At 68.6% G+C, this 25,045-nt stretch carries 23 protein-coding genes and 1 pseudogene; 13 read left to right on the forward strand and 11 right to left on the reverse strand.

What is annotated here, in order from left to right; translation table 11 throughout:
* Window positions 1-771: 771 nt before the first annotated feature.
* On the reverse strand, window positions 772-1,437 hold the full coding sequence (locus tag ACTOQ1_RS19370) for a hypothetical protein (protein ID WP_440068978.1): 666 nt from the start codon (window positions 1,435-1,437) through the stop codon (window positions 772-774).
* 218 nt (window positions 1,438-1,655) lie between these two features.
* Here ACTOQ1_RS19370 and ACTOQ1_RS19375 point away from each other — a divergent pair, with 218 nt between their 5' ends.
* The 8 genes and pseudogenes from ACTOQ1_RS19375 to ACTOQ1_RS19410 all read left to right on the forward strand — a co-directional run bounded on the left by ACTOQ1_RS19375 (window position 1,656) and on the right by ACTOQ1_RS19410 (window position 8,109).
* Window positions 1,656-1,892, forward strand: coding sequence for a hypothetical protein (locus tag ACTOQ1_RS19375; RefSeq protein ID WP_440068979.1), 237 nt, complete (start codon window positions 1,656-1,658; stop codon window positions 1,890-1,892).
* Window positions 1,892-2,302, forward strand: coding sequence for a type II toxin-antitoxin system VapC family toxin (locus ACTOQ1_RS19380; protein WP_440068980.1), 411 nt, complete (start codon window positions 1,892-1,894; stop codon window positions 2,300-2,302). Before ACTOQ1_RS19375 ends, ACTOQ1_RS19380 begins: the two co-directional genes overlap by 1 nt.
* Before the next feature lie 406 nt (window positions 2,303-2,708).
* Window positions 2,709-3,080, forward strand: a complete 372-nt coding sequence (locus tag ACTOQ1_RS19385; RefSeq protein ID WP_440068982.1) for a hypothetical protein — start codon at window positions 2,709-2,711, stop codon at window positions 3,078-3,080.
* A 167-nt stretch (window positions 3,081-3,247) separates the two neighbouring features.
* Window positions 3,248-3,448, forward strand: a pseudogene (locus ACTOQ1_RS19390) (phosphorothioated DNA-binding restriction endonuclease); the annotation flags it as partial.
* A gap of 267 nt (window positions 3,449-3,715) precedes the next feature.
* Window positions 3,716-4,450, forward strand: coding sequence for an NUDIX hydrolase (locus tag ACTOQ1_RS19395; RefSeq protein ID WP_440068984.1), 735 nt, complete (start codon window positions 3,716-3,718; stop codon window positions 4,448-4,450).
* The gene (locus tag ACTOQ1_RS19400; protein ID WP_440068986.1) at window positions 4,447-5,565 is read left to right on the forward strand and encodes a 5'-methylthioadenosine/S-adenosylhomocysteine nucleosidase; all 1,119 of its coding nucleotides are present in this window, start codon (window positions 4,447-4,449) and stop codon (window positions 5,563-5,565) included. Before ACTOQ1_RS19395 ends, ACTOQ1_RS19400 begins: the two co-directional genes overlap by 4 nt.
* Window positions 5,562-7,580: a hypothetical protein gene (locus ACTOQ1_RS19405; protein ID WP_440068988.1), complete on the forward strand. Its 2,019-nt coding sequence runs from the start codon at window positions 5,562-5,564 to the stop codon at window positions 7,578-7,580. Before ACTOQ1_RS19400 ends, ACTOQ1_RS19405 begins: the two co-directional genes overlap by 4 nt.
* Before the next feature lie 169 nt (window positions 7,581-7,749).
* Window positions 7,750-8,109 carry a tyrosine-type recombinase/integrase gene (locus ACTOQ1_RS19410; RefSeq protein ID WP_440068990.1) on the forward strand — a complete coding sequence of 120 codons (360 nt, stop codon included), beginning with the start codon at window positions 7,750-7,752 and terminating at the stop codon, window positions 8,107-8,109.
* A 44-nt stretch (window positions 8,110-8,153) separates the two neighbouring features.
* Here ACTOQ1_RS19410 and ACTOQ1_RS19415 read toward each other — a convergent pair whose 3' ends face one another.
* Window positions 8,154-9,041 (reverse strand): coiled-coil domain-containing protein, encoded by an 888-nt coding sequence (locus tag ACTOQ1_RS19415; protein ID WP_440068992.1) that lies wholly within the window; start codon window positions 9,039-9,041, stop codon window positions 8,154-8,156.
* A gap of 529 nt (window positions 9,042-9,570) precedes the next feature.
* Here ACTOQ1_RS19415 and ACTOQ1_RS19420 point away from each other — a divergent pair.
* The gene (locus tag ACTOQ1_RS19420) at window positions 9,571-11,004 is read left to right on the forward strand and encodes an aldehyde dehydrogenase (RefSeq protein ID WP_440068994.1); all 1,434 of its coding nucleotides are present in this window, start codon (window positions 9,571-9,573) and stop codon (window positions 11,002-11,004) included.
* A 217-nt stretch (window positions 11,005-11,221) separates the two neighbouring features.
* On the opposite strand, the gene ACTOQ1_RS19425 is transcribed toward ACTOQ1_RS19420, so the two are convergent.
* From ACTOQ1_RS19425 to ACTOQ1_RS19435, 3 genes are all read right to left on the reverse strand, one after another.
* Window positions 11,222-12,463, reverse strand: a complete 1,242-nt coding sequence (locus tag ACTOQ1_RS19425) for an acetate/propionate family kinase (protein WP_440068996.1) — start codon at window positions 12,461-12,463, stop codon at window positions 11,222-11,224.
* Window positions 12,460-14,502: a phosphate acetyltransferase gene (pta, locus tag ACTOQ1_RS19430; RefSeq protein WP_440068997.1), complete on the reverse strand. Its 2,043-nt coding sequence runs from the start codon at window positions 14,500-14,502 to the stop codon at window positions 12,460-12,462. The genes ACTOQ1_RS19425 and pta overlap by 4 nt, the downstream gene beginning before the upstream one ends.
* 75 nt (window positions 14,503-14,577) lie before the next feature.
* Window positions 14,578-15,336: an alpha/beta hydrolase gene (locus ACTOQ1_RS19435; protein ID WP_440068999.1), complete on the reverse strand. Its 759-nt coding sequence runs from the start codon at window positions 15,334-15,336 to the stop codon at window positions 14,578-14,580.
* A 260-nt stretch (window positions 15,337-15,596) separates the two neighbouring features.
* Between ACTOQ1_RS19435 and typA the strand changes: the two genes are divergently transcribed.
* Window positions 15,597-17,450 carry a translational GTPase TypA gene (gene typA / locus ACTOQ1_RS19440; RefSeq protein ID WP_440069001.1) on the forward strand — a complete coding sequence of 618 codons (1,854 nt, stop codon included), beginning with the start codon at window positions 15,597-15,599 and terminating at the stop codon, window positions 17,448-17,450.
* Between the two features lie 85 nt (window positions 17,451-17,535).
* Here typA and ACTOQ1_RS19445 read toward each other — a convergent pair whose 3' ends face one another.
* On the reverse strand, window positions 17,536-17,712 hold the full coding sequence (locus tag ACTOQ1_RS19445) for a hypothetical protein (protein ID WP_440069002.1): 177 nt from the start codon (window positions 17,710-17,712) through the stop codon (window positions 17,536-17,538).
* Between the two features lie 120 nt (window positions 17,713-17,832).
* On the opposite strand from ACTOQ1_RS19445, the gene ACTOQ1_RS19450 reads away from it, so the two are divergent.
* Window positions 17,833-18,471: a superoxide dismutase family protein gene (locus tag ACTOQ1_RS19450; protein ID WP_440069003.1), complete on the forward strand. Its 639-nt coding sequence runs from the start codon at window positions 17,833-17,835 to the stop codon at window positions 18,469-18,471.
* Between the two features lie 108 nt (window positions 18,472-18,579).
* Here the strand turns inward: ACTOQ1_RS19450 and ACTOQ1_RS19455 are convergent, their stop codons facing one another.
* From ACTOQ1_RS19455 to ACTOQ1_RS19470, 4 genes are all read right to left on the reverse strand, one after another.
* The gene (locus ACTOQ1_RS19455) at window positions 18,580-19,032 is read right to left on the reverse strand and encodes a hypothetical protein (protein WP_440069005.1); all 453 of its coding nucleotides are present in this window, start codon (window positions 19,030-19,032) and stop codon (window positions 18,580-18,582) included.
* On the reverse strand, window positions 19,029-19,550 hold the full coding sequence (locus ACTOQ1_RS19460) for an RNA polymerase sigma factor (RefSeq protein WP_440069007.1): 522 nt from the start codon (window positions 19,548-19,550) through the stop codon (window positions 19,029-19,031). Before ACTOQ1_RS19460 ends, ACTOQ1_RS19455 begins: the two co-directional genes overlap by 4 nt.
* 174 nt (window positions 19,551-19,724) lie before the next feature.
* Window positions 19,725-20,837, reverse strand: coding sequence for a polysaccharide deacetylase family protein (locus tag ACTOQ1_RS19465; protein ID WP_440069009.1), 1,113 nt, complete (start codon window positions 20,835-20,837; stop codon window positions 19,725-19,727).
* 224 nt (window positions 20,838-21,061) lie between these two features.
* Complete coding sequence (locus ACTOQ1_RS19470; RefSeq protein WP_440069011.1) at window positions 21,062-21,640, reverse strand: helix-turn-helix domain-containing protein; 579 nt, start codon at window positions 21,638-21,640, stop codon at window positions 21,062-21,064.
* Between the two features lie 85 nt (window positions 21,641-21,725).
* Here ACTOQ1_RS19470 and ACTOQ1_RS19475 point away from each other — a divergent pair, with 85 nt between their 5' ends.
* Both ACTOQ1_RS19475 and ACTOQ1_RS19480 read left to right on the forward strand, forming a co-directional pair.
* Window positions 21,726-22,562 (forward strand): EamA family transporter, encoded by an 837-nt coding sequence (locus tag ACTOQ1_RS19475; protein ID WP_440069013.1) that lies wholly within the window; start codon window positions 21,726-21,728, stop codon window positions 22,560-22,562.
* Window positions 22,563-22,621: 59 nt separating this feature from the next.
* Window positions 22,622-23,560 (forward strand): anti-sigma factor RsbA family regulatory protein, encoded by a 939-nt coding sequence (locus ACTOQ1_RS19480; RefSeq protein ID WP_440069015.1) that lies wholly within the window; start codon window positions 22,622-22,624, stop codon window positions 23,558-23,560.
* Between the two features lie 213 nt (window positions 23,561-23,773).
* On the opposite strand, the gene ACTOQ1_RS19485 is transcribed toward ACTOQ1_RS19480, so the two are convergent.
* The gene (locus tag ACTOQ1_RS19485) at window positions 23,774-24,370 is read right to left on the reverse strand and encodes a sigma-70 family RNA polymerase sigma factor (protein WP_362693591.1); all 597 of its coding nucleotides are present in this window, start codon (window positions 24,368-24,370) and stop codon (window positions 23,774-23,776) included.
* Window positions 24,371-25,045: the final 675 nt, after the last annotated feature.

Raw genomic sequence — 25,045 nt, forward strand, 5'->3', positions numbered from 1 at the left:
GGTGGCCACGGCGAGGCTCATCGCGAGCGCGCCTGCAAGGGCAGAACGCCGGACAATGCTGAGCATGATGATCCTTTCTTGGAGAAATCGGCCACTTTAGCCTTGTCTCCCATATGTGCAGCGTGGTTCGGAAAAATGGTGAAGCGTTTGCGGGGGTTTCTCGCAGCGTGCGGCGGACGAAGCGCTATAGATCTGGCCGAAATGCCCCGGCACTCGGGCCTGGCTTCCTTCCGTGGCCACGCCGGTTCCCGTGGTGGACGTGGCTCGGCCTCAGGGTTCGCGGGCGCAGAGGGTAGTCCGCAGCGGTGGCGGCGTGGCCCCAGGCGGTGCCGGCCACGTCGGGGCTGGTCGTGAAGTTTGGCTATGACGCGCTGGGCCGGGTGACCTCCCGTACCGAGGTGTCGGCGGCCCACCCGGGCGGGGTGACCACAACATCGAGATCTGATCCGCCATGACGACTGACCTGCGGTGATCTCTTAGAAGGTGTTCTGAGCTGGGCTTTTGGCTTTCGCTGGTTCTCATCGTTTCGTGCTGCTTCTCGTGCTCATGTGCCCTGGATGTGCCCTGCGCTCCCAGATCTGGACGGCATCCACCGCCGGGTCCGGCCGTGCGCGAAAACCGCTCGATCACGAAACCGAGCGATAATCCGTTGCTGTCTTCGGTGCTCTCACGGGACAGGGACGAAAGGGCCGGAGACGGTTCCGTGGCGATGCTCCTTGGCCACCTGACTCCGTCCGGCCCCATCCAACCCGACTGATCTTCGACTCGGTACTACTCGATCAGATAGCAGGAATGCGCGCCCCGCATCCAATCGCGGCCGAACTCCCGGCCGGTGACTCTGCCGATGAGCGCGAAGGCGGAGGTGATGCACTCCGCGAGGGGCGGGCTGTAGCCGTCGAGCGACAACTGCGTCAGATCCCCCCACTCGTCGGGCACGTCCTCATCCTCGTCCTCCTCGGCGTGCGTCTCCGACCATTCGGCGTATTCGAGCCAGCCCGTGGGCAGGTCGGGGTCGGTTCGCCAGCTCACGTCGGTCCAGTCAAGCCGCAGACCTTCCGCGTAGGCGTCGAGCGCGTGCGGGTCGCTTCCGCGGCGACCCTTGGGCCGGGTGATGTTCATCTCCGTCACGTAGCCGCCATTGACCGCGTACAGGATGGTTCCCGGGTCGTTCACTTGCCAGTTCAGCCCGAGCGCCCAGCCTCCCGTCGACAGCTCGGCGAGAGCGTCGATGGACTCGACGCCCTGGTACTGAAGCACCTGGGTCCACCTGTCGTTCAACTGACCGATCCACACCACACCGCGGTCTTCGGGGAAGCTGCTCTGTCCCAGCTCCGCCCAGCTCAGCCGAACCTCGCTCCCGAGATCCGCGCCCATGAGCCGCGCGGTCTCACGCACTCCCCAGTTCTCCGCCCACACGGCCAGGAACTCCTGGCCCATGCCATATGACCGGACGAGGTGCCACAGACGCTTCTGGTGTCTCACTGTTCCCCCCGAGAACAAGACAAAGGCTGCCAGTGTGAACCGCCCCGGCTTCGCCGGAGCGGTTCAGTCTCTTCTCTCCGGCGGATCTGCCACAAGCCCACCAGCCACGAGACAACGGTCTCGAAATCCCCTCCGACCACTGATGATCTTTAGGTCAGCGTAAACTTGCCGGTATGAGTGCGGCACCCGAGGAGTACGACGACCTGCACCGCCTGGTTGACCGCTTGACACTGGGCCAGGTCCGCGCCTTGCGTGCCGTCGCTCTGCAACTCGTCGAGAACGAACCCGCCCCCGTCGCCGAAGCACAGGGCCGGCGACGTCGGTTGTCGTTCGCCGGAATCATCACCGACGAGCCGGACAGCGCTCAACGCTCGGAGGAGATCCTTCGTGACAGGTTCCGGACCGGCTAGTGCTCATTTGTGACACCGGTCCCCTGTACGCGGCAATGAACCGAAAAGACCAGGATCACGACCGCTGCCTTGATCTCCTCGAAACCCATCCAGGTCCGCTGATCCTTCCTGGACCGGTGCTGGCGGAAGTCTGCTGGCTGCTGGAGTCACGAGTAGGGCCGGCCGCGGAGGCCGACTTCCTTCAGTCCATCGTGGACGGCGAGTTGGCCATGGAGCCACTGACCACCGTTGACATCGCCAGGATGAAAGCCCTGGTCGTGAAATACGCGAATTTCCCTCTGGGCGCGGTGGACGCCGCCGTGATCGCAGTCGCGGAAAGACTTGGCGTCCAGGAAATCGCCACCATCGACCACCGTCACTTCGCAGCGGTGCAGAACGCGCAAGGCGGGCACTTCACATTGCTGCCGTAGGCCACACAAGATTCATGACGCGCACCCCGCCGACCGTGGGTCCACATTCGCGGTCTCACCAACAGGTCGACGGTGTCGGTGAAGCTGATCCAACTCAGCCGACCGCTAGAACATCGAGATCTGATCCGCCATGATGACTGACCTGCGGTGATCTTTTAGAAGGGGCTCTGAGCTGGGCTTTTGGCGTTTACTGGTTCTCATCGTTTCGTGCTGCTTCTCGTGTCCATGTGCCCTGGGTGTGCCCTGTGCTCCCCGATCTGGAGGGCCGCCACCGCCGGGCCCGGGTGCGAAAACCGCTCGATCATGAGGCTGAGCGATGGCTACGCTGGCGAGTATCTCGCATCACCTGTCGCTGTCTTCGGTGCTCTTACGGAGCAGGGACGAAACAAGGCAGGAGGCCGGTTCCGTGGCGATCCCCAAGAAGGGCTCAAGGCTGATCAGCGTCGACGGCATCGCCTATCGCTGGCGGATCCGCCACAAGCCCACATACTGCCAGGCAAACAGCTGGGGTCCGCTGACCTATGCGGTGGAGTCGGCTGAGGGACGGGGGCGGGTTCTCCTGGTGGAGCTCCCCTGTTCTCGACCGGATGCCTGGTACGGGGAGCGAACGATGACCGTAGGGCCGGCTCTCGTGGCGGCGACCATACGGAGAGCCCTTGACCGCGACTGGGACCACTCACGGGCAGGCGGCGCCTTCACCCTTAACCTCACCGAGGATGAGCTAAGCGACGCAATGAACGGTCATCCACCCCTCACAGAATCCTTTAGACCCGTTTGACCGATTTAAAAGACACCCACTTTGGGAGAGTGCGGGCGGAGATGCCCACGCATTTGGGCTGACCTGCTGAAACGCTGTGGCGCCCTGATAGGACTTGCTTGATCATCCCGCGCATGTCCCCAGACGACGAACCATGGTCGCTCGCGCGTAATTCGGCCCCTCCAACCGCTTTCGACAAGGGCGTCCTCGGGCTGACCCTGGAGCGCACCATCGCCGTCTCGGCCAAGTTCGTCGGCCGCTCGCAGTCTTCCCGAGACATGGTGGTCTCCCTAGCCAGCCGGCCTGCCCGAAACCCCCAGCCCGGCTTGCACCCAGTCAAACAGGAACACATCGGCTGGCACAGTCGTCAGGTCTTCCGCGCTCCCGCGGCTGATGCCACCGACTGTTTGTCTGTACGTGCCGCCGAGGTTGTACTTCAAGGGCTACTGGCCGCCTCCAGCACGACTGACACCGAAATGTCGGAAAGGTGGCGTACCGTCACCGGCATGCCAGCCCTGGAACGCGGCACACGGGGTGCGAAGCAGGCCAACTCCTGCGGCATCGGGAAGTGCAACAGCTATGCACCACCGGTGGATGGCTAAAGCTAACCACGGCGCTACTTCTTGTCAGATTGACAAAAATATAGAGTCGGGCCCGTGATCGACGACCGATGGGAGCCGCCCGCCATTCTGCTCGCCGTTGACCTGGTGATCCTCACGTTGCGTGATTCGCGCCTGCACGTGCTGCTCGTCGAGCGCGGCATCGAGCCGTACAAGAGCGCCCAGGCGCTACCGGGCGGTTTCCTGCAGCACTCACAAGAAAGCCTCCTCGCCGCGGCTCATCGAGAACTGGCGGAGGAGGCCGATCTGGACGTCGAGACACTCCGGCTGGAACAGCTCGGTGTTTACGACGACCCTGGCCGTGACCCGCGCGGCCGGGTGGTGAGCGTTGCCTTCCTGGCCATCGCCCCAAGGCTGCCCGAGCCGACCGCCGGCACTGACGCCGCCGACGCCGGCTGGCAGCCCAGCGACCGCGTGCTCTCCGGCGAGTTGCGGCTCGCCTTCGATCACCGCCGCATCGTCACGGACGGCATCGAGCGCGCTCGTGCCAAGCTTGAGCACTCCGCGCTCGCCACGGCCTTTTGCGGGCCGACGTTCACCATCACCGATCTTCAGGACGTGTACGAAGCGGTGTGGGGGATGCCGCTCGACCCCCGGAACTTCTACCGAAAAATCAAGAAAACCGACGGATTTATCATCCCGGCCGGTTCGGCCCGAAAGGCCGCGACCGGGCGACCGGCCCGGTTGTTCAGGGCAGGCCCTCGCGAGGTCCTGTACCCCCCGATGATCCGTCCTGTCGACTCGCCGAATGGAAAGGAGCCAGCGCAGTGAGCCCCATTGTGATCCTCACCGCACTAGACCTGGAATACCAGGCGGTCCGAGAAAAGCTGACCGGCCTGCGCCTGCACCGGCACTCCCAAGGCACCCTCTTCGAGGTGGGGCAGCTGGCAGCCGAGCGAGGCCAGGTCGTCCTAGCGCACGTCGGCAAGGGCAACCTTTCCGCGGCGGTGCTGGCGGAACGTGCCATCGCCGAGTTCCGACCGGCTGCCATGCTCTTCGTTGGCGTGGCCGGCGCGCTGCACGCGCACATCGCTCTTGGCGATGTCGTGGTGGCGACGCACGTCTACGCGTTCCACGGTGGCACCAGCGAGGACGACGGTTTCAAGAGCCGTCCCCGGGTCTGGGAGACCTCGCACGCTGCTGACCAGATCGCTCAGCACCTGCACCGCACCGGCTCCTGGGCCAAGAATCTCGACCCTCGTCCGCAGGTGCATTTCGGGCCGATCGCCGCGGGGGAGGTGGTGCTGAACTCTCGGCTTTCCGAGCACGCTCAATGGATTCGCGAGCACTACAACGACGCGCGCGCAATCGAGATGGAAGGCGCCGGTGTGGCACAGGCAGGCCACCTGAATCGGGCGCTGCCGGTGGTCGTCATCCGGGGAATCAGCGATCGGGCCGACGGCACCAAGGAAGCTACAGACCACGAGCAGTGGCAGCCGCGCGCTGTCGCCAACGCGGCCACGTTCGCCGCGGCCCTGGCCAAGGAGTTGTCCACCGAAGGACCCGCGACAAGGAGTTCCACCATGCCCGAGACGAATACGAACATTGCCAAGGGAAACGCCCAAGTGGGAGTGCAGGCGGGCAGCGTGAACGGCGGCATCTGGACCACCCCTGAGACGTCCCGGCCGGCGAACCTACCGCAGGCGCTGGCCGACTTCCGCTCCCGGTTGTGGCAGGCGTGGGCGGACGGACACCTTGATGAGGCGACGTACAAGGCGGCGGAGGTGGAGCTCGTCGCGGCCGACCAGGCTCTGGAGACCGAAACACCGGATCGGAGGAACACGCTGACGCTGGCGCTGAAGAAGCTGCGCGGGCTCGTCGGTGACGCGGCCGCGCTAGCGGCGGAGCTCACCGTCATCATCGCCTTAGCCCAATCCCTGTCATGACAGAGCCAGGGCACCGTGTCGAAAATGTGGCCACAGACTCCAACATCGGAGTGCAGGCGGGCACGGTGCACAATGTCAACGTCTACGAAAGAGATCCGCGGGACTCGCCCGAGACCACGTTCCGCAAGGGCATCTCCTTTCTGAAAGGCCGGATGTCGGGGCCGGCCCGACGGCTGATCAATGACGCCATGGTGGGCTACGCCACTAACGAGGTCTGTTTCTACTGGTTACTCGCCATGGTGAGCCGCCGGACGCGACACGAGCTGACCAAGGACGAAACCACTCAACTGCGAGACCGGCATGTCACCATGCGGCTGCGGGGCGAGGACCCGTGGCGAGACGGCGTACGCATCATCGATCGTCTCCTGGAGTCGGCGGGTAAGGCGGAGGAGGACATTCGCGTCGTGGTCAAAGACCTTGACGCGCTCCGCGAACCGCAACGCAGCCTGATCCTGGAGCACTTGGAGCTGTACCTCGACGGTCCCATCGAGGACCATCTGTGGCATCGCGCGCTGTCGAAGGCCAAGGTGGATCAGATGGCCGAGGGACGCAAAGATCGGATCTGGAAGTTCTTCCATCCGTCACCGGCAAGGCCCTTGTGCCGAGAGCCGCGGCCACCTGACACACCTCTGGGCTGCTGGGCCCGAGCGGTGACGGCGACGGTCATCCTTATTGTGGCGACAGCCCATCTCGGCTACCTGATCCTGCAGAGCGGTCGCGCACTTCTAATGGTGGCCTACGTGCTGGGCCTCGCCGGCGCCTCTGTCGGCGTACGAGATACCGCGCACTGGCGCCACCGCGTCGTGCGCCGCCGCACCAAGGACAGGGAGTACCGCGGACGCAAAATTGAGGTCGAGCGCAGCGTCGGCCGCCGCGTTAAGGAACACCCGAGAGGCAAAGTTAAGGCCGAGCGCGGCAGTTTCGCGAAAAGGGCTGAGCACCGAATCAACCACTATTTCGCCAAGTACGTTCCCTCGAGCGTGGACCGTGACAATTGGTTAGCCGAAACGGAGGGAATACGTCGAAGCCTGCGCGACGAATTGACGGAAGTCTACGGCGAGACCCGAGTCGGAGTCGAGAAGATCGCATGGCTCATTCGGCACCGGGCAAGCGACGCCAGCACCCGCCGCGGGAAAGGCACGCTGTGGAGCTACCGCCAGGAACTCGCCACTCCCATGTGGACGAAGGCACGGGCGATACTCGGACTCCTCACCCTCACAGGTGGAGGCGGCTGGGCCGCTGTCAGAATCGTGCCGGTCGAGCCTCTGCCTGCGATCGGCACGATCCTCCTCCTGCTGATCTTCGGGTGGATCTGCGCCCGCACCTGGCTGCACATCGTCCTGGAGCGCCGTCGGTATGCCGCAGACCAGGGTGAAAGCGTCTCGGCCTACCAGGATGACCTGGAGGCCCTGGCCAGGTGGCGCGCAAGGCTGGCGGACAAGCCTGATGACGAGGAAATGGCGACCTGGCTGGACTGCGACCGCAAAGTGCTCCTTGAGGAGGCGTTGCGGCATTACAGGCTGACCATGAGTGGTGTCATTGCGTATGCTTTCATCGAGGCTCCCGCTCGGGCGAGCGAGCGCGCACGACTACGTGGGGGCCCGTGGCGCTACAAGAAGTACCAGCTCCTGGTCTTTCTCGTTACTCAGGAAGGGGTACGTCAGTTCACCGTCACGCTCGATTTCTTGAAAGGCACCTTCCACGACCGGCAGCGGCTTAACTACCGCTTCGAAGCGGTCGCGTCCGTACGCGTCAAGCAGTCGGACGACGGCGGGCGCGACTTCCAGCTTGCGCTTGTCAACGGCAATGAGATCAGTGTCGAAGTGAGCTCAGGGATGGAGGAACTACAACAGGGGGAGCGCCCTGGAGCGGTGTCCGAAGTGTCGTTGGACGCTGCAGGTCTCCCTCACACCCTCCATGTTCTGGAAGCAATCGCCGCCGAAGGAAAGAAATGGGTCGATCAGCGAGAGCTACGCACGGGAAACCTCTCGGCTGCACTCAATGATCCCGAGTAGGCGAGCTCTGCACTATGTGAGGCGCTCGTACTCGAAAGTGCGGCTCGCAAAGGAGGAGCTGCACCGAGGGCGAGCGCCGAGCAGGCCACGTTGTCCATGCTTCTCCATGCCGAAACCGGAACACGAAATCACGGTGGAGGTGTCTCCGGTGAATCGTCGCGGTGGCCTCATGCCTTTGGAACTGGTGCTCACCGAACTCGGGGGCATGCGCACACCCGTTGAATACGAGATGCTCTACCCAACTCGCCAACGGCATGAGGGTGAACATCCCCCTCAACATCGAAGAGCCATCAAAGCGGGCATCCCGACGACCCGCGAAAACGGCTTCCACATGCTCCGCCACCACTTCGCCTCGGTGCTCCTGGAGCGAGGCGTGTCCATCAAGGCCGTGGCCGACTTCCTCGGGCACGCCGACCCCGGTTTCACCTTGCGGACCTACACGCACCTGATGCCGTCCAGCGAAGACCGCATGAGGCAGGTCATCGAAGATGTGTGGGCGACGGGCCGATGTGCCCTGGATGTGCCCTGAGAGCCCCACCAAACGAGATCACCGCAGGTCAGAGACCCGGCAGCTCAGAACATCGAGATGTGGACGTGGTCGATGTGGTTGGCGGTGTTGCCGCCTCGGTTGGACATCATCTTCCATCCGGCGCCGGTGCGGACGTCGTAGTACTTCTGCTGCCAGATGATGTACATGACCCCGAGGCGGTTGCCGTTGTCGATGGCCCACTGGGCGAGGCGGTTGCCGCGGTCCAGGGCCTCCGCCGTGGGGACGGCGCCGCCGGAGCTCATCATGAAGTCGCAGGCCCGGCCGCTGCCGTGGTCGCCGGGGTCGCCGGGGCGCAGGCAGCCGTAGTTGTACGGCATGGGGAAGTTCTGCAGCACGAGGTTGCGCATGGTGACCGTGCGGGGGGTCAGGCCGCCGCTGCCCGAGGGGGTCTGGAAGCCGTACTTGGCCAGGAGTCCCTCGATCCTGACCCGCTGGCGTTTGAGGTCGGCGATGTCCTTCTTGAGCTTGACGATCTTCGTGTCGGCGGACCTCTCCGCGGCCTTGGCCTTCTTGATGAGGTCCTTGACCCGGTTGAGCTGGGTGGCGCGGCGGCTGGCCAGGTAGGACATGGTCGCGGCCTGGCCGAGGGCCAGGTTGGCGTCGCCCTGGAAGCTCAGCAGGTTGCCGTCGTCGAGGGCGCCGCCCATGTAGGCGGTCTGGGCGAAGCGCACGACGTCGGTCTCGGCGTTGGCCAGGGCGCGCCTGAGGCTCTTGGCGTTGGAGGTGGCCTTGCTGGCCTGGACCCGGGTCTCCTCCAGGCTCTGCACCTGGCCGCGGTAACTCTTGTTGATCGCGGCGGCCTCCTGGGTCAGCTTCTTGAGCTCGGCCTCGGGACTGGGTTTGACGGCCACCAGGGGGGCGGCTCCGGCGACGGCGGGCGACAGGAGTAGCACGGTGAGTGCGGCAGCCAATGCGGCTGCGCGAGTCGGCCTCACGCTTCGCTCACCTCCGGAGCCCCCTCATGGACGGAGCGAAACTATAGAAGACGATCTTGAAGCTCGCCACCGGAACGAAGGAACTCGCGCACCATTGGTGAACTATCAACCCCTTTAGGGTGATTTAACCAACTACTGCGAGACATGTCACTCCTGTCACTCCGGAGAATCCTCGCACAGAACGCACCACTCCACTCGCGGGCCGAAGACATCTCGGGCCCACGGCACGAGGGCGTCTCACCTCAAGGCCCGAAGACGTCTCAGCCCAAGGCGTGAAGACATCTCACCTCAAGACGCGAAGACGTCTCAGCCCACGACACGGGGGTATCTCCGCCCAAGGCGCGAAGACGTCTCGGATCGGGACACGAAGACGCCGGCCACCCTTGTCATCAGCGACAGAACATGATTCGGTCTCAAGCAGCGGTGGGGCGCGTGGCGCCCTTCCCAGCGGATGAAACCGTCCGAGAATCGCGACTCTGGCCCGCCCACCAGGAGGCAACACATCATGCGCCAGCACGACACGCTCTTCATCGGAGGCGACTGGGTGGCCCCCGCCGGGACCGGCATCATCGACGTCGTCTCCCCCCATACCGAGGAGGTCGTCGGCCGGGTTCCCGACGGCACACCCGCCGACATGGACCGGGCGGTGGCAGCCGCCCGCCAGGCGTTCGACCACGGCCCGTGGCCCCGGATGACGATGGCCGAGCGCGCGGCCGTCGTCGGCAGGCTCGCCGAGCTCTACGCGGCCCGCCAGGGCGAGATGGCCGAGCTCATCACCCTGGAGATGGGCTCTCCGATCACCTTCTCCCAGCTGGCGCAGGCCCCGCAGCCGCTCGGCATGCTCCAGTACTACGCCGAACTGGGCAAGACCTTCCCCGTCGAGGAGGAGCGCCCCGGCACCTTCGGCACCGTGACCGTCCGCCGCGAGCCGGTGGGCGTGGTCGCCGCCGTGGTCCCGTGGAACGTCCCGCAGTTCGTCATCATGATCAAGCTGGCCCCCGCCCTCGTCGCGGGGTGCACGGTCGTGGTCAAGCCCGCGCCCGAGACCCCGCTCGACTCCTACCTGCTGGCCGAGATGGTCAAGGAGGCGGGCATCCCCGACGGCGTCGTCAACATCGTCGCCGCCGGGCGCGAGACGAGCGAGTACCTGATCTCCCACCCGGACGTGGACAAGGTCGCCTTCACCGGTTCCACCGCCGCCGGGCGGCGCATCGCGGCGATCTGCGGCGAGCAGCTCAAGCGGTGCACCCTGGAGCTGGGCGGCAAGTCCGCGGCGATCATCCTGGACGACTGCGACCTGCCCTCCGCGATGGGCTTCCTGTCGATCGCCTCGCTGATGAACAACGGCCAGGCCTGCGTCGCCCAGACCCGCATCCTGGCCTCGCGCAACCGCTACGACGAGGTCGTGGACGCGGTCTCGGCGATGGTACGGGGCATGCAGGTCGGCGACCCGTCCGACCCGGCGACCGGCATCGGCCCGATGGTCGCCAAGCGGCAGCAGGAGCGGGTCGAGGGCTACATCAGGATCGGCATCGACGAGGGCGCCAAGCCGGTCGTCGGCGGCCTGGAGCGCCCCTACGACCGCGGCTGGTACGTGGCCCCGACCGTCTTCGCGGGAGCCACCAACGAGATGCGCATCGCCCGCGAGGAGATCTTCGGGCCGGTCCTGGCGGTGATCCCGTACGAGGACGAGAAGGACGCGATCCGGATCGCCAACGACAGCGACTACGGCCTGGCCGGGACGGTGTGGACCGCCGACACCGAGCACGGCATGGACGTCGCCCGCCAGGTGCGCGCCGGCACCTACGGCGTCAACCTCTTCATGATCGAGAACAGCTCGCCCTTCGGCGGTTTCAAGGGCAGCGGCCTCGGCCGCGAGCTGGGCCCGGAGGGACTGTCGTCCTACCTGGAGTACAAGTCGATCGCCCGCCTGGGTTGAGGCGCTCCGCGAGCGGGTCGAGCCTCAGGTGTGCCCGTACGGCTCGCGACGAGCCGTACGGGCACACCGCCGGACGGACCGCCCAGCGCACCCCCGCGACGCTGGGCGACCGTCCGACCACAAGAAGTATGTCCCATGGCGGTCGCCGAGCGATGATTCGGGTCCCGTGGACTTCTCCCGGCGGATCTCATTCATCCGCTGTCGTGGTAGACGTCTTTCATCCGCGATTGGTTCGGGAAACGACGGAAAGAGTTTGCCGGGCGATCTCGAACTCCTCGTCCGTCGGGATCACCGCGATCCTCACGGCCCCGCCGTCGGCGGAGACGAGCGTGTCGCCCCGCGCGTTGCGTACCGGGTCCACGGTGATGCCGAGCGCCCCGAGACCGGCCAGCGTCCTCTCCCTGACCAGGGCGGAGTTCTCCCCGACGCCGCCGGTGAAGGCGATGACGTCGACCGTGCCGAGGACGGCGTAGTAGGCGCCGACGTACTTGCGGAGCCGGTGGCAGTAGACCGACATGGCCAACTCGGCGTCCGGGTCGCCCCCGGCCAGCCGTTCCGTCACCGCGCGCATGTCGTTGTCGCCGCAGAGACCGAGCATGCCGCTGCGGCGGTTGAGCAGCGCGTCGATCTCGTCGAGGGACATGCCTCCCGTACGCGCCAGGTAGAGGACCACCGCCGGGTCCAGGTCGCCGCTGCGGGTCCCCATGACGAGGCCCTCCAGCGGGGTCATGCCCATGGACGTGTCCACGCACCGCCCGGCGGACACCGCCGAGGCGCTGGCCCCGTTGCCGAGGTGCAGGACGATCACGTTGGCCTCGGGCCCGCCCGCGAGGAGGGCGGCCTCGCGGGAGACGTACGCGTGTGAGGTGCCGTGGAAGCCGTAGCGCCGCACCCCCAGCCGGGCGGCCACCTCGCGGTCGATCGCGTACGTCGAGGCGGCCGGGGGGATCGTGGCGTGGAAGGCGGTGTCGAAGACGGCGACCTGCGGCAGGTCGGGGCGGAGCCTCCGGGCGACCTCGATGCCCGCCAGGTTGGCGGGATTGTGCAGGGGCGCGAGCGGGACGAGCTCCTCGATCCCCCTGACCACCTCGTCGGTGATCAGCGTGGGCCGGGTGAAGGCCGTGCCCCCGTGCACCACCCGGTGCCCGATCGCGGTGAGCTCGGGGGAGTCGAGCCCCAGGCCGCCGGCGGCCAGCCGGGCCGCGACGGTCTCCAGTGCCGCCCGGTGGTCGGGTACCGGGGAGCCGGGCTCGCCGATGCGCTCCACCGTTCCCGAGGCCAGCCGCTCGGCGCCGGACAGGAGCCGGTACTTCAGCGAGGAGGACCCGGAGTTAAGGATCAGTACCCGTCCGGGAAGGCCCTCCCGGCCCGAGCCGGGGCGGTGCCCCGGGACACCGCTCACGCTCTCGTCATCGCTCCGTCCGGAGGCCCCGGCCGTCCGCGCGCCTCGCTCGCTCACGGGGTGACCTCCTGCGCCTGTACGGCGGTGATGGCGACGGTGCTCACGATGTCGGTGACCAGGGCTCCGCGCGACAGGTCGTTGACCGGCCTGCGCAGTCCCTGCAGGACCGGCCCGACCGCGACGGCACCGGCCGAGCGCTGCACGGCCTTGTAGGTGTTGTTGCCGGTGTTCAGGTCGGGGAAGATCAGCACGGTCGCCCGGCCGGCGACCTGTGACCCGGGCAGCTTGGCGGCCGCGACCCTGGCGTCCACCGCCGCGTCGTACTGGATGGGTCCCTCGACCAGCAGGTCGGGCGCCCGCTCGGCGACCAGGGCGGTGGCGGCGCGGACCTTGTCGACGTCGGCGCCGGTGCCCGACTCGCCGGTGGAGTAGGACAGCATCGCGATCCTCGGTTCGACGCCGAACCGCTTCGCCGTACGGGCCGAGGAGATCGCGATGTCGGCGAGCATCTCGGCGTCGGGGTCGGGGTTGATCGCGCAGTCTCCGTAGACGAGGACCCGGTCGGCCAGGCACATGAAGAACACCGAGGAGACGATCGAGGTGTCGGGGACCGTCTTGATGATCTGGAAGGCCGGCAGGATCGTGGCGGCCGTGGTGTGCGCGGCCCCGGAGACCATGCCGTGCACCAGGCCCCGGTGCAGCATCATCGTGCCGAAGAAGTTGACGTCGGAGACCACGTCCAGGGCCGATTCGAAGGTCATGCCCTTGTGCGCCCTCAGCTTGGCGTACTCCTCGGCGAACGACTCCCGCAGCGGCGAGGTGAGCGGGTCGGCGACGGTCGCGCCCGACAGGTCGAGGCCGAGGTCGCCGATCCGCCGCCGCACCACGTCCTCCCTGCCGAGGAGGGTGATGTCGACGATGCCGCGCCGCAGGAGGATGTCGGCCGCCCGCAGGATGCGGTCCTCCTCGCCCTCCGGCAGCACGATGTGCCGCCGGTCGGCCCGCGCCCGCTCCAGCAGGGTGTGCTCGAACATCATCGGGGTGACCCGCCCGGAGCGGGTCAGCTCGATCCTGTCGGCCAGACCGGCCGCGTCCACGTGCGCCTGGAAGTGGCCGAGGGCCGTCTCGATCTTGCGCGGGTTGTCGACGGTGAGCCTTCCCTCCAGCCCGGCCAGGGTGGTCGCCACGGTGAAGCTGTCCGCCTCGGCCGCGAGCACCGGCACGCCGGGCGCCAGACGGGCTGTGAGCTCCCGTACGGCCTCGCTGGGCCTCTCCCCCACCGTGAGGACGACCCCGGCCGGTCTCGCCGTACCGGCCGCCTCGACGGCCAGCGAGACCAGCAGCAGGTCCGCGCGGTCACCCGGTGTGATCACGAGCGCGCCGTCGACGAGGTGCTCCAGGAACACCGGGAGCGTGGCGCCGCCGAACACGAACCCGAGCACGTCGCGCAGCAGGCCGTCCTCGCCCTGGATCAGCTCGGCGTCCACCGCCCGCATGACCTGCCCGACGGTCGGCGCCGACAGCGACGGGTGCTCGGGCACGGCGTAGCAGGGCACCGGCAGGTCGCACTCGATGACCGTGCCCTCGGGCACCCGGTTGGCGATCACCGCGAGCACCGTGCAGCCCAGGTCGGAGAAGACCTGGTGGCCGGTGCGCATCTCCGTCGCGATCTCCTCGGCGTCGTCGCCGTGCGCGCCCACCACCACGATCACCGGGGCGCCGAACTCGGCGGCCAGGCGGGCGTTGAAGGCCAGCTCGCGCGGCAGGTCGTCGGTGTCGAAGGAGCTGCCGAGCACCAGCAGGGCGTCGCACTCGCGCTCCAGCGTGTGGAAGCGGGCGACCAGGCGGCCGATGAGCTCCTCGGCGCCACGCTCGGCGTAGATCTCCGCGGCGTCCTCGGCGGTCACCCCGGTCGCCGCGGCGGCGGGGCGGTATCTGGCCTTGAGCAGTTCCAGGACCCGGTCCTCGCCGCCGCCGGTGATCGGCCGGAACACCCCCGTACGATCGGCCCGCCCGGTCAGCAGCTCCATCAGGCCGAGCTCGACGATCTGCCTGCCGTCTCCCCGGCCAAGACCCGCAACGTAGATGCTCCGCATGTGTCCCTTTCCTCGCCGCTGCCCGTCGCCGTCACATCGGCATCGCCATCAGGTCAATCTTCACGAGGCATACGGTCAATCTTCCCGAGGATAGACATCTTCCGGGGGACCGGAACGGGCCGCGGCCCATCTCCCGATGCGACGGACCAGATCCGGGGTGGCCGCCGACTCCGCGTGGCCGAAGCCGGGCTCGATCCACAGCTCCTTCGGCTCGTTCGCGGCCTCGTAGATCTGGTACGCGTGCTCGAGGGGGAAGAACCGGTCGGCGTCGCCGTGCACGACCAGGAGCGGCACCGGCGAGATCTTCGCGGCCGCCTCGTACGGCGCCAGCGGCAGCGGGTCCCACACGCCCTTCATGATCCGGGTGCGCTTGCCCAGCCGCGCGGCCAGCCGCCCCATCGGCCTCTCGATCGCCCAGTGCACCTGACGCATCGGCCTGGTCCCCCGGTAGTACCAGCGCGCGGGGGCGCTCACCGACACCACCGCGTCCGGACCGCCCAGCACCCCCGCGTGCCGCACGGCCACCGCCCCGCCCATGGAGAACCCGACGGTCACGACCCTCCGGTAGCCGATCGTCCGCGCGTGCCGTACCGCCGCGTCCACGTCGAGGATCTCCAGGTCTCCCACGGTCGACCGGCCTCCCGAGCGGCCGTGTCCCCTGAAGTCGAACGCCACCACCCCGCCGAACCCGCTGAGCACGTGGGCGATGCGGCGCGTGGCGCGTTCCCTGAGCGATCCGGTGAAACCGTGGGCCAGGACGATCCCGAGGTCGTCGGCGCCGCGCGAGGGGGTGTGGGCGGCGTCTATCCGCAGGTTGTCCCGAGTTTTCAGCATTACGGGAAACGACGGTGCGAGAGGCATGGATCCGAGCTTAGGGAGTGCCGTGCACCCGGCCGCACCCCGCCCGCCGCCCCTGTGCGGCCCGGTCCGCCGTACACGCCACGGGCCCCCGCAGGGGGGTCGCGAAGGTGTCCGGATGGTGAATTGGCGCACTTCATCTGCCGGAGGCGTGAGAGCGATTGTCCGGATCAACTAAAATGGGAAGGCCGCACAGTCCGCGGCCAGCCTCCACGATCACAGAGTGAGACTCCATCATGCCTTTGAACAGCCGCGACGACCTGCGGAACATCGCGATCATCGCGCACGTCGACCACGGCAAGACCACTCTCGTGGATGCCATGCTCTGGCAGTCGGGCGCCTTCCGCGTCAACCAGGACGTGGACGACCGTGTCATGGACTCCAACGACCTCGAACGCGAGAAGGGGATCACCATTCTCGCGAAGAACACCGCCGTCAAGCACGGCGGCATGACGCTCAACATCATCGACACCCCCGGCCACGCCGACTTCGGCGGTGAGGTCGAGCGGGGCCTGTCCATGGTCGACGGGGTCGTGCTGCTGGTCGACGCCTCCGAGGGGCCGCTGCCGCAGACCCGGTTCGTGCTGCGCAAGGCGTTCGCCGCGAAGATGCCGGTCATCCTGTGCATCAACAAGGTCGACCGCCCCGACGCCCGGATCAAGGAGGTCGTGGACGAGGTCTACGAGCTCTTCATCGACCTGGACGCCACCGAGGAGCAGATCGACTTCCCGATCGTCTACGCCTCGGCCAAGGCCGGACGCGCCTCGCTCAACCGTCCCGAGGACGCCGGCATGCCGGACTCCGAGGACCTGGAGCCGCTGTTCGAGGTCATCAAGAACACGATCCCGGCCCCGGTGTACGACCCGACGGCCCCGCTGCAGGCGCACGTCACCAACCTGGACGCCTCGTCCTACCTGGGCCGGATCGCGCTCTGCCGCGTCCACCAGGGCACCATCAAGAAGGGCCAGCAGGTCGCCTGGTGCCGCACCGACGGCAGCATCCAGCGGGTGAAGATCACCGAGCTGCTGATGACCGACGCGCTGGAGCGCAAGCCCGCCGAGGAGGCGGGGCCGGGCGACATCATCGCGATCGCCGGCATCCCGGACATCATGATCGGCGAGACCCTCGCCGACCCCGAGGACCCGCGCCCGCTGCCCCTCATCACGGTCGACGAGCCCGCGATCTCCATGACCGTCGGCACCAACACCTCGCCGCTGGTCGGCAGGGTCAAGGGCTCCAAGGTCACCGCCCGCATGGTCAAGGACCGGCTCGACAAGGAGCTCGTCGGCAACGTGTCGCTGCGCGTCCTGCCGACCGACCGTCCCGACGCGTGGGAGGTGCAGGGCCGTGGCGAGCTGGCGCTGGCCATCCTGGTCGAGCAGATGCGCCGCGAGGGCTACGAGCTGACCGTCGGCAAGCCGCAGGTCGTCACCAAGCTCGTCGACGGCAAGGTCCACGAGCCGGTCGAGCGGGTGACCATCGACTGCCCCGAGGAGTACCTCGGGGCGATCACCCAGCTGCTCGCCGTCCGCAAGGGCCGCATGGAGCACATGACCAACCACGGCACCGGCTGGATCCGCATGGAGTTCGTGGTCCCGGCCCGCGGCCTGATCGGCTTCCGGACCGAGTTCCTGACCGAGACCCGCGGCACCGGCATCGTGAACCACGTGTTCGAGGACTACGAGCCGTGGTTCGGCGAGCTGCGCACCCGCAACAACGGCTCGCTGGTCGCCGACCGGCCGGGCCCGGTGACCCCGTTCGCCATGCTGAACCTGCAGGAGCGCGGCGTCCTGTTCGTCCAGCCGACCACCGAGGTCTACGAGGGCATGATCGTTGGTGAGAACTCGCGCTCCGACGACATGGACGTGAACATCACCAAGGAGAAGAAGCTCACCAACATGCGCTCCTCGACGAGCGACACGACGGAGACGCTGATCCCGCCGCGCCAGCTCTCGCTGGAGCAGGCGCTGGAGTTCATCCGCGAGGACGAGTGCGTGGAGATCACGCCGGAGAACGTGCGCATCCGCAAGGTCGTCCTCGACGCCTCGACCCGCGCCCGGACCACCGCCCGCGCCAAGCGGACCAACTGACGCCCGTAGCACCGCTCCACCCCGTCCCGCCGGGCACACCCGGCGGGACGGTCTCGTTTCGTACGACCTCCGCGTCCGGCTCGTTTCATACGGTCTCTTCGTCCGGCTCGTCCGGCTCGTCCGGCTCGTCCGGCTCGTCCGGCTCGTCCTGTCCGGCCTCGCGCGAGACGACCTCTTCCGGCACGCCTTCGTACGGCACGGTTTCGTCCGGCTCGGTCTCTTCGCCAGGCCCGGCCTCGCGCCGGGCGGCCTCGCACGGCACGGTTTTGCCCGGCGGGACGGCGTGGTGTCCCCGGTACCCGCCTCCACCTGGGGTAGGAACCCTGTACTGGCCGCTCCACGTCACCGCGGGGAGCCCAGGACTCGTACGGGGGGATCTCTCATGCTTCACAGAACCTGTCTCGCCCTGGCCGTCTCGCTCGGGACGGTGACGGCCGGAGCCGGCACCGTCCCGGCCGCCCAGGCGATATCGCAGATGTCGCATATTTCGGGGATTTCAGGGACGTCGTCGCCGGCGCCCCAGGCGTCGGCCGAGGCCGTCATCAAGGACACGGCCGGAAGGAACATCGGCTCCCTGCGCATCGACCAGCAGCCGGACGACAAGTCCAGGCTCGCGGTCGCCGTCCGCGGCCTGCGCCCCGGCTACCACGGCTTCCACGTCCACATGAAGGGCGTCTGCGACCCCAGGGCGATCGACCCGGTCACCCGCAGCCCCTTCGCCAGCGCGGGCGCGCACTTCACCATCCCGCCGGTCAAGCACACCGGGCACTCCGGCGACCTGCCCAACCTCCTCGTCGCAGCCGACGGCACCGGCGAGACGACCGTCGTGACCGACCGCTTCCAGGTGGGGCAGCTCTTCGACGCCGACGGCAGTTCCATCGTCGTCCACGCCCTGCCGGACAACCACTCCAACATCCCCGACCGCTACCGCCACCCCGGCGGCACCGGCCCGGACGCGGAGACCCTCAAGGCCGGAGACTCCGGCGGGCGCGTCGCCTGCGGTGTGATCACCAGGAAATAGGGGGCTCCGATCCCCTCAGGGAGCGGCCGGGAGGCGGGACCCTCCTCGTCCCGCCTCCCGGCCGCCTCCCGACTACTCCCAACCGCTCCCAGCCGCCCTCAGCCGCCCTCAGCCGCCGAGTTCACGCTTGCGCCGCAGCAGGGCGGCGCGGTCGGCACGGGCCCTGAGCAGGACGGCCACCGCGAGCACGGCCAGCGTCACGGCGACGACCACCCCCGCCGCACCCGCCCAGGTGCCCCTCGCGACCGCGACCGCGGCCGTCCCCGCCGCCAGCAGGCCCGTCGCGGCCACCGCCAGCCAGGCGGCGATCACCCGGTCGAGAGCGAACAGCGGCGTCCTTCGGGTCAGCGCCCAGGCCCCGTAACCGGCCCAGGTCAGGCCGAGCGCGACCAGCGCGCCGAAGGCCAGGTGGGTGCGGCCCGGCAGGGCGGGCTCGGTGGCCCACAGCAGGCCGATGAACAGCGCCCCGCCCAGGCCGCCGAGCAGTGCCACGACGTTGCCGATCCGGCGGCGCAGCGACAGCGGGCCCGACAGCCTGCCGATCATGTCATCGGGGTTCATCCCTGGTATCCCCTCTCCGTGAGCTGGTCGCGCAGCATGCGCCGCGCGCGGGACAGGCGCGACTTGACCGTGCCGACGGGGACGGCGCAGATCTGCGCGCAGTCCTCCAGGGAGAGGTCCTGCAGGTAGAACAGCACGAGGACCTCCCGCTCCCTGACCGGCAGCCCCGACAGGCCCGCGAGCAGGCCGGCGCGGTCCACGAGGGCGTCGGCGGGGTCGGCGGACACCCGCTCCTCCTCCGCCCGGACCTCGGGCCTGGCGTACTCCTCGCGGAGCCGGTCGGCCACCGCGCGCCTGGCGATCGTGAACAGCCAGGGCGCGAACCTGCCCGGCTCCTTCAGACGCGGCAGCCCGCGCACCACGGCCACCCAGACCTCCTGGGCCACGTCGTCGGCCCGCGAGGGCCCCAGCATGCGCCGCACGTAGTTCCACACCGGATCGTGCCAGGTCCTCACCAGCTCGGCGAACGCCTCGCGCTCACCGAGCCGGCACCGGACCACCAGCAGTTCGTCAGTCACCCTGTCCTCCTCGCCCAGGACAGTCGGGAAACGGGCCCGGCAGGTTCACGCCTCTTCCGCCGGTCCTCTCACCGGTCCTCCGAGCGGGCTCTTCGCCGGTCCTCCGGCAGGTCCTCCCGCCAGGTTTCCCGCAAGGTCCTCCGGCCAGGCGCGGGAGCGGGCCCTGCGCGTCCGTCAAGGGCCGCCGTAGTACTTCCTCCCCGGCGCGGGACGCCCACCGTACAGCTCGGACAGCGTCACGAACCGGTAGCCCCTGGCGGCGAACTCGTCCAGCAGCCGGGGAACGGCCTGGACCGTGGAACGGTGGATGTCGTGCATCAGCACGATGGAACCCGGCCCGGCCTCGGTCGCGCGCCGGGCGACGATCGAGGGGTCCTGGTCACGCCAGTCCAGTGTGTCGACGTCCCACAGGATCTGGGCGAGCCCCAGCTGGCGGCTCTCGGCGGCGACCCTGGAGTCGGTCAGCCCGTACGGCGGGCGCATGAGGATCATCGTGACCCCGGTCGCCCGCTTGACGAGCCACTGGGTACGGCCCAGTTCCTCCCTGATCGCGGACTGTGACAGCAGGGGCAGCTGCGGGTGGTCCCAGGTGTGGTTGCCCAGCTCGTGCCCCTCGGCCACCATCCTGCGGAGGGTGCTCTCGCCGTCCCCGAATGCCATGCGCCCGACGACGAAGAAGGTCGCCCTGGCCCCGTGCCCGGCGAGGATGTCGAGCAACGGCTCGGTGTAGGCCCCAGGCCCGTCGTCGAAGGTCAGCGCCACGCACCTGATCCGCTCGCAGTCGATCCGGCGCGCCCGGGGGGAGACGGGAAGGTCGTCCCGCGCCCAGTGCGGCCGTATCGCGCCGGGTCCGAGCCCGGGGACGACGGCGGGGGCGGTGGCGGGGGCGGGCCGCGCGGGGGCGTACGACGAGGGTTCACCGCCGGGGGAAGCGCCGGCCGCGGGCACGGACCCATCGGGCACGGCGGGCACGGCGGGCACGGGCCGGGCGGAGGGGCCGAAAACAGCGTCCGCACCGGGGACGGCGGACCCCTCAGGGAGAGAGGGCACGTCAGGGACGGGGTCACCGGTCGCCGCGGGTTTCTCGAACCCGGCGGGCCCCGCGAGGACGGCGGGCGTCACGGTCGCCGGTTCCACCGAACCCACCAGGGCGATCGGGGAGGTGCAGCCCCAGATCGCGAACAGCGACGCCACCGGCACGACCCACACCCGCCACACCCGCATGCTTCCCCCCGAAAGCGCCGCGGGGACGGCGAGCGGCCCGGCCGGGTCCCCCCGCAAGATCATGACCGGGTATTCCACCAGGATGGGACATCAACGGCCGATTGCCCGTACCGACGCGCCACTTCACGCCACATCCGGCGAGATGCGCGCCCTGGTGGCCATGTCTCATCCGATGCGGCCAGTTAAAGCCTTAAAGCTCCCAAGGCAGGCAGGCGACCAGTGGCGTCTCTCGAAGAAGACAGGGGGACGGTCGCGGGTCACACATCCGCTCAGAGGCCTCAGAGGCCTCAGGAGCGGTCGGGCGTCTCCCGGGGTTCGGTCACGACCATCATGAACCGCAGCGGCGTGTCCCCCTCGTTGGCGTACCTGTGCGGCCGGTCGGCGCTGAACACGACCGCGTCGCCCGCCTCCGCGATGTGGCTCTTGCCGTACACCGAGAGGGTGAGACGCCCCTCGATGACGGTCAGCATCTCGCGCGTGCCCGGGGGGTGGGCGTCGCCGTCGTGGTGGTCGCCGGGGGCCAGCCGCCAGTCCCACAGCTCCAGGATGGCGGGCGCGTCGGTGCCGACCAGCAGCCGCGCGGTGCTGGACTTCCCGTGCGGGAAGGTGACGACGTCGGCACCGCTGACCACCCGCACCACGGGCGTGTCGGAGACCTCCACCATCCGCGCGACGGTCACCCCGAGCGCGTCGGCGATGCGGGTGAGCGTGCTGATGCTCGGGTTCGTCCTGCCCTGCTCGACCTGGACGAGCATGCCCCGGCTCACTCCCGAGCGCGCGGCGAGCTCGTCGAGGGTCATCTGCCGGTGCGCCCGCTGTGCCCGCACGTTGTTGGCGACCGCGGCGGTGATCGTCTCTGGATCCATGAGTTCAGTCTAGTGAACTCGCTTTGCACTCCATTGCACTTCATATATTGTCCTATTAGTGCAGTCTATTGAACCGAGGTGGAACGTGACGGCTGTGGTGCTGGCGACCGCCTGCGCGCTGGTGTACGGCACCGCGGACTTCCTCGGCGGTCTGGCCACCCGCCGTTCGCGGGTGCTCGCGGTGGTGGTCCTCTCCCAGGGCGCCGGGCTGGCCGTGATCGTCGCGCTGCTGCCGTTCCTGCCGGAGAGACCCACGCCCGCGGCCCTCGCCTGGGGCGCGGTCTCCGGGCTCTGCGGCACGGCGGGGGTCGTGCTGTTCTACCGGGCGCTGGCCACCGGCGTGATGTCGGTGGTCGCGCCGATCACCGCGACCGTCTCGGCGGCACTGCCCGTGCTGTTCGGGCTGGCCGTCGGGGAGCGCCCCGAGCCGGTCGCGCTGGGCGGGGTGGTCCTCGCGCTGCTGGCGGTCCTGCTGGTGAGCCGCGGCTCCTCGGACAGGAAGGCCACCCGGAGGTACGGCCCGATCCTGGTCTCGCTCGCCGCCGGCGCGGGTTTCGGCGGCTTCTTCGTCATCATCGCCCAGGCTCCGGTGGACGGCGGCATGTGGCCGCTGCTCGGAGCGCGCCTGACCTCGGTCGCCATAATCGCCCTGCTGGCCCTGTCCACCGGCCGGGCCCTGCGCCCCGGGCCCGGCACGCTGCGCGTCATCTTCGCGGCCGGGGCGCTCGACATGGCCGCCAACGTGCTTTTCGTGCTCGCTCAGCAGCGCGGCATGCTCAGCCTCGTCGCCGTCCTGGTCTCGCTCTATCCGGCGAGCACCCTGCTGCTCGCCCGCCACTTCCTGGGAGAACGGCTCAACACGGTGCAGGTGGTGGGAATCGGCTTCACTCTCGCCGCGGTCGCACTGATCGCGTCCGGTTGACACGATGTCGCGAACTGACTCTGTTGTGTTGGGGCCGGACGCTTGTTACGGTCATCCCCGTGCAGCCCGATCGGGCGTTCCTCGACTCCGGCGGGCCGTTCGCGCACACGGCTGTCGCGTACGGTTCCGATTCCGGCTTCCTGCGACTCGTCCAGCCCCTGATCGCCGGCGCCCTCCGCGAGGGCCGGCGGATCCTGGTCGTCGCGGGCGAGCGCGGGCTCGACCTGATCGGTGACGCCTTCGGCGCGGACGCCCGCCTCATCGACCGCCGCCTCGCCGGGAAGTGGTACGCCCACCCGACGCGGACCCTCGCCGCCTTCCACGACTACATCCGGCAGCGGGAACGGCCGCTGGTCCTCGGGGAGCCGGTGTGGTCGGGCTGGACCGAGCGGCAGGCCCGCGAGTGGATCCGCTACGAGTCGGTGCTCAACGCCGCCTTCGCCGGAATCCCGGTCAGCCTGTGGTGCCTGTACGACGAGACGCTGGCGCTCGACCACGTCCTGCACACCCACCCCACGGAGCTGAGCGGCGCCGGCCTGCGGCGGAGCGACCGCTACGTCTCCCCGGAGCGGTTCGCGCTGCCGGGAGACGACCTCCCCCTCCCCGCCCCGCCCCCGTCCGCGGTGGTCACCGACTTCACCCTGGAGGAGCTGGGACGGCTGCGCGCGCTCGTCACCGACCACGCGCACCGGGTGGGCATGAGGCGCGACCTGGTCGCCTCACTCGTGCTGAGCGTCTCGGAGATGGCGGCCAACAGCGTGGAGCACGGGGCGGGACACGGCCGGGCGACCATGTGGGCGGCCGACGGCGAGATCGTGTGCGAGATCGCCGACTCCGGCGGCGGCGACCTGGACGTCCCGCTGCCCGGCTACCTCCCGCCCGAGCCCGGGTCGCCGCGCGGGTACGGGCTCTGGATCAGCCGCCAGCTCTGCGACCTGGTGCAGGTGCGCGGCGTGGACGGCGAGCTGAGGGTCAGGCTCCACATGACGCTGGATTGACCGTCTCCTCGCCGGGACGGGATGGCCGCCGCTCGCGCGCGTACGGCCCGCGTGAAGCCGTCCCCGTCGGCGAGGAGGCCCCCGGTGCGCGTACGCGTCCCCGTCGGCGAGGAGGCCCCGGGTGCGCGTACGGCCCGCACCCGAAGCGGGCGCGGGCCGTACGCGAAGCCGGAAAGACGGGGAAGGAGCCGGAAGGCGGGAGAGGGGAGGGGATCAGGCGGCCTGGACCTCCTCGGACACGCGAAGGCCACCCTCCTCGCGGGCGTAGTCCTCGAGCATGGTGCGGAGCTGGCGCCGGCCCCGGTGGAGGCGGGACATGACCGTGCCGATGGGGGTGCCCATCCGCTCGGCGATCTCCTTGTAGGCGAAGCCCTCGACGTCCGCCAGGTAGACGGCGACCCGGAAGTCCTCGGGCAGGGCGCGCAGGGCGTTCATGACCGCGCTGTCGGGCAGCTGCTCCAGCGCCTCGGTCTCGGCGGACTTGAGACCGCTGGACATGTGGGACTCGGCGGCGGCGAGCTGCCAGTCCTCGATCTCCTCGGTGGCCGAGAGCTTGGGCGAGCGCTGCTTCTTGCGGTAGTCGTTGATGAAGTTGTTGGTCAGGATGCGGTGCAGCCACGCCTTGAGGTTGGTGCCCTCACGGAACTGGTGGTACGAGGTGAAGGCCTTGGTGACGGTCTCCTGGACCAGGTCCTCGGCGTCGGCGGTGTTGCGGGTCAGACGCATCGCTGACGCGTAAAGCTGGCTGGTGACCGGCACGACGTCACGCTCGAACCAGTCCTGGCGCTGCTCTTCCGTCATCGTGATCATTGGACCCCCCTCGTGCTCTTCCCCCCACTACCGCCCGGCAAAGGTACGACGCACCCTTTCTGACGGCGTACTTGATGCTCGCAGGCACCTTGTAAGGGGGCCGTTAAAAGCTCTACGTGGTCAGGGGACTGATCTGTGGCTGCGCCAACGGCGGGTGCGACACGCTCTACAGCCGGACAAGTCTCAGTATCGTAACATCGTTCCCCAGATTCGGTAGAAGGTGTGTCCATCATCACATATGCCCAGGTAGGGGCATCTTTGGGGTTGGGAAAAACGTCGATCGCCACCCCCCCGAAACCCGTTGCCGGATGACCGAAGCCAGCCGCCGCGGGGCCCGCGCCCTGAGAAACTCCGACACCCATCTCCACGTCTCCCCGCTTCCCGCGTGTTGGGGACTTAATCTCCTTCTCAAGAGACGGGTCGGCACCCCCCTGTGGTTCACCCGGACGCCATCGCCCGGCCTCCTTCCCCCACCGCCAGGTAGACGGCTCCCCGCAGCCTCCCCGTGACCTCCCCACGAGGTCTCCCCGGCACTTCCTACGGGTCTCCCCACGGCCTCCCCACGGCCCGCCGGACGGCTGGAGCGGTTCGCCGGTCGCGGTCGTCCGGTCTTTCGACGGCGCGGCCGCGACAAGCGACGCTTGCCGCGGCTCGCGGACCCGCCGGTGATCACGC

The organism is Streptosporangium sp. OZ121, from assembly GCF_051918885.1.
Lineage (GTDB): Bacteria > Actinomycetota > Actinomycetes > Streptosporangiales > Streptosporangiaceae > Streptosporangium.